Origin of the sequence: Caulobacter sp. D5 (assembly GCF_003185805.1) — a bacterium.
Lineage (GTDB): Bacteria > Pseudomonadota > Alphaproteobacteria > Caulobacterales > Caulobacteraceae > Caulobacter.
In genome coordinates this window covers 1-3,598 of sequence record NZ_QHJY01000100.1, presented here as the reverse complement: position 1 = coordinate 3,598, position 3,598 = coordinate 1, and the positions used below count along the sequence as shown (strand labels likewise).

At 70.8% G+C, this 3,598-nt stretch carries 3 protein-coding genes; all 3 read left to right on the top strand.

All coding sequences use genetic code 11. From position 1 onward, the window contains the following. On the top strand, positions 1-252 hold a 252-nt coding region (locus tag DMC18_RS07465), incomplete at its 5' end, for a helix-turn-helix domain-containing protein (RefSeq protein WP_146218003.1). 22 nt (positions 253-274) lie between these two features. Continuing rightward, positions 275-1,666, top strand: coding sequence for a sensor histidine kinase (locus DMC18_RS07460; RefSeq protein WP_110120739.1), 1,392 nt, complete (start codon positions 275-277; stop codon positions 1,664-1,666). A gap of 173 nt (positions 1,667-1,839) precedes the next feature. Beyond that, positions 1,840-3,174: a hypothetical protein gene (locus tag DMC18_RS07455; RefSeq protein WP_110120738.1), complete on the top strand. Its 1,335-nt coding sequence runs from the start codon at positions 1,840-1,842 to the stop codon at positions 3,172-3,174. Positions 3,175-3,598: the final 424 nt, after the last annotated feature.

The window sequence follows — 3,598 nt, the reverse complement described above, 5'->3', positions numbered from 1 at the left end:
GTCAACGGCGAGCCGCTGCGCCTGACCTCGCTGGAATACCGCCTGCTGCACTACATGATGATGCACCAGGGCCGGGTGATCGGCCGCACCGAGCTGGTCGAGCACCTGTACGACCAGGACTTCGACCGCGACAGCAACACCATCGAGGTGTTCATCGGCCGGCTGCGCAAGAAGCTGGGCGCCGACCGCATCGAGACGGTGCGGGGCCTCGGCTACCGCCTGATCCCGCTGGAAGGCGAGACCGCGGGGTGACCGCGCGCGGGGGCGAGGCTTGATGCTCGACTTCCGCAAGCGCTCGCTCGTCCGGCGGCTGGTGCTGCTGGCGGCGATCTGGACGCTGTTCGTGCTGCTGGCGGCCGGGGCCTTCCTGACCGCCCAGTTCCGCGACGCGGCCATCCGCCGCTTCGACCAGAGCCTGGCGGTGCTGACCGACGACCTCTATGCCGGCTCGACGGTGGAGGACGGGGTGGTCAAGGCGCCGTTCCTGACCGACATCCGCGCCACGCGGGCCTATTCCGGCCGCTACTGGGCGATCTTCGCCCAGAAGAGCGGCGGCGGGCTCTCGGCGATCGAGCGTTCGCGCTCGCTGTTCGACAGCGACCTGATGCTGTCGACCGCCCAGATCGACCGGCTGACCGCCGATCCGGGCAAGACCCTCTACTTCGACATGCGCGGGCCGCAGGACAAGCCGCTGCGGGCGGCGGCGATCCTGACGCGGCTGCCGGGGCATCCCGATCCGGTGGTGTTCATCGCCGCCGAGGACCGCTCGCCCATCGACGACGACGCCGACCGCTTCGGCAGGATCACGGCGTTGGCCCTGCTGCTGCTGGGCGTGGGCCTGATCGTGGCCATCGTCTTCCAGGTGCGCTTTGGCCTGCAGCCGATCTTCCGCCTGCGCCGCGAGATCGCCGGGGTGCGCAGCGGCAAGGCCGAACGGCTGGTCGGACCCTATCCGGAGGAGCTGGAGCCGCTGGCCGGCGAGCTGAACGGCCTGTTGGCCCACAACCAGGAAGTCGTCGAGCGCCAGCGCACCCACGTCGGCAACCTGGCCCACGCCCTGAAGACGCCGCTTTCGGTGATGCTGACCGAGGCCAGCCAGCAGGGCGGGGTGCTGGCCGAGGTGGTCGAGCGCCAGGCCCAGACCATGCGCGAGCAGGTCGACCATCACCTGCGCCGGGCGCGGGCGGCGGCCCGTTCGCAGACCAGCGGCGAGCGCACGCCGGTGGAGCCGATCCTCGACGAACTGGCCGTGACCCTGGAGCGGATCTTCCAGGACAAGGGCGACGGGCGGGGCGTGGAGATCGATTGGCGCTGTCCGGAGGACCTGTGCTTCCAGGGCGAGCGGCAGGACTTCATGGAGCTGGCCGGCAACGTCATGGAGAACGCCGGCAAGTGGTCGAAGGCCCGCATCCGCGCCGAGGCCAAGGCCGACGGCGAGGGCCGCATGCTGCTGACCGTCGACGACGACGGCCCGGGCATTCCGGCCGAGCAGCGGGCCCAGGCGCTGAAGCGCGGCCAGCGGATGGACGAGCATACGCCGGGCACCGGCCTTGGCCTGTCGATCGTCGACGAGCTGGCGCGGGCCTATGGCGGCTCGGTGACCCTGGACGATTCGCCGCTGGGGGGGCTGCGGGTGGTGCTGTCGCTGCCGCGCGCGGAGGGTTAACGCTACCGCGCGCCACTCTGGCGATAGCGCGCTGTCGTCAAGGTGGAGCTTTCGGCGCCGCGACACTTCGCCTTGCCTTGCGGCGTTGAAAAAGCAGCGGTTTCGGAAAGTCTTAACCTCGTTGGCAACATGGTTGACGCTGCCTGGACATGTCCCGTCCCCGGCGGAGATCGATGCCCGCAATCGCCGCGCACAAACTGCAGATCATCCGGACGCTGGTCGAGACCGCGCCCGATGCGGCTCTGCGCAGTCTCGAGCTCGCCCTGGCCAACGCCGGCGGGCAGGGGGCGCTGGCGACCGTGCGGGCCATGGTCGAGGACGAGACCGCCGATCGCTACGTCCGCAACACCATTCTTTCCCCCATCGCGCCGCTGTGCCAGCCGCGGCCCGAGGGCCTGCCACAGTTCCCGCGCCGGGCGTTGGCCCTGCTGTGGAAGGCGCTGAAGGTCGAGGCCCCGCGCCAGGTCGCCGAGGGCGCGGCGCGCTGCAATCCCTGGGATCTCGACAACGGGGCGCCCGACGTCTTCAACGAGCTGTGCAAGATGGCCGCCCGCGGCCTGCGCGCGGCCGAGCGGCCCGACTACGAAGCCATCGCCCAGATCTGCGACGCCGACGAGCTGGCCGACTATCTCGACCTGTCGGTGATCGTCCGCAACGCCCTGCCGCGGCTGTCGGAGTGGGTCAGCCGGATGAGCGGCGAGCGCGCGGCGGCCGCGCGCCTGGCCTATCGCGACGCCTGCGCGATCAGCGACGACGCCGGTCCGCGGATGTTCGAGATGCTGGCGGCGCACCTGCCCGAACCCTGGCGGATCCTGCGGGTGATCTCGGCGGTGATGGACCGTCCCAACGACCGCTACCTGGCGTCGTCGGAGGTCAAGGAATTCGGCGAGCGGATGCTGGCCGACATCGAGGCCAGCATCGAGCACGTGCGCGGCTTCGACCTGGACGGCGGCGAGGCCTCGGGCCGTTCGGCGGCGGCCTCGGCCCAGCGCATCGCCCACCAACTGACCGAGTTCGAGCAGGCCGTGGACGTGGCCAAGGACGGCCCATGGGGCAAGCGCCTGGCCAAGTTCAAGCAGGCGGCGGCCCAGGCGGCCGAGACGCGGATGAACGCCGCCGACAAGGAGCTGGGCCTGGCCCTGCCGCTGCGGCCGATCTCGATGATGGGCAAGATGGGCGGCGGCAAGGGCGTGCCGAAGCTGGAGGAGGCGCCGGACGCGATCCTGGTGCGCCGCGCGACCTCGGCCCTGGCCTTCATCGAGGACCTGCGTCCGTGCGCGGCCCAGGCCGGCTACGGCTCGACCCGCGCCAAGGCGCTGGAGAAGCTGAACCAGCGGCTGGACCAGTACATCGAGGACAGCCTGCACGTGGCCCGCACCGGCGAGGGCGGCGACCCGCAGGTGGCCCGCGCCTATCTCGAGATCGCCGCGGCCTACATCGCCCACACCCGCGACGAGAAGACCGCCGAGATCGTCCGCCGACGGGCCGTCGCGGCGATGGCGGCGTAGGGACGGACGGCAGTCTTCACCGCCGAAATCCGCCGTTTGAAATCTGCGGGTTGGATACCCCCTCCGATCGCCTTCCTGGGCCTTGTGCCCAGGATCCATCGTTCAGCCGCTCAGACCTTTCGAGGCTGGTCGAGGTCTGAGCGGGCGTCGGCATGGACCCTCGCCACAAGGGCGAGGGAGGCGACTTTGGGGGCGCGGTGGGACATTGCGCCTCGGGCGCTGATCCGGGACCTGGCGGACGCCGCGACGCAATCTGAGCCTTAAGTGTTTTTTTCACTGACGCGCGGATCGATCTGCGGCTAACAGCGAACCATGATCGGTTTCTGGATCGCCGCCGCGGGTCTGTCCGCCGCCGCCGCCGCCCTGGTGCTGCGGGGGGCCGCGCACGGGCTCGCGCCCGCCGGCGACGACCCGGCCCTGGCCG

Bases quoted from the DNA above. Each gene is read 5' to 3' on its own strand.
- DMC18_RS07460 (WP_110120739.1), top strand. From the start codon at position 275: ATGCTCGACTTCCGCAAGCGCTCGCTCGTCCGGCGGCTGGTGCTGCTG.
- DMC18_RS07455 (WP_110120738.1), top strand. From the start codon at position 1,840: ATGCCCGCAATCGCCGCGCACAAACTGCAGATCATCCGGACGCTGGTC.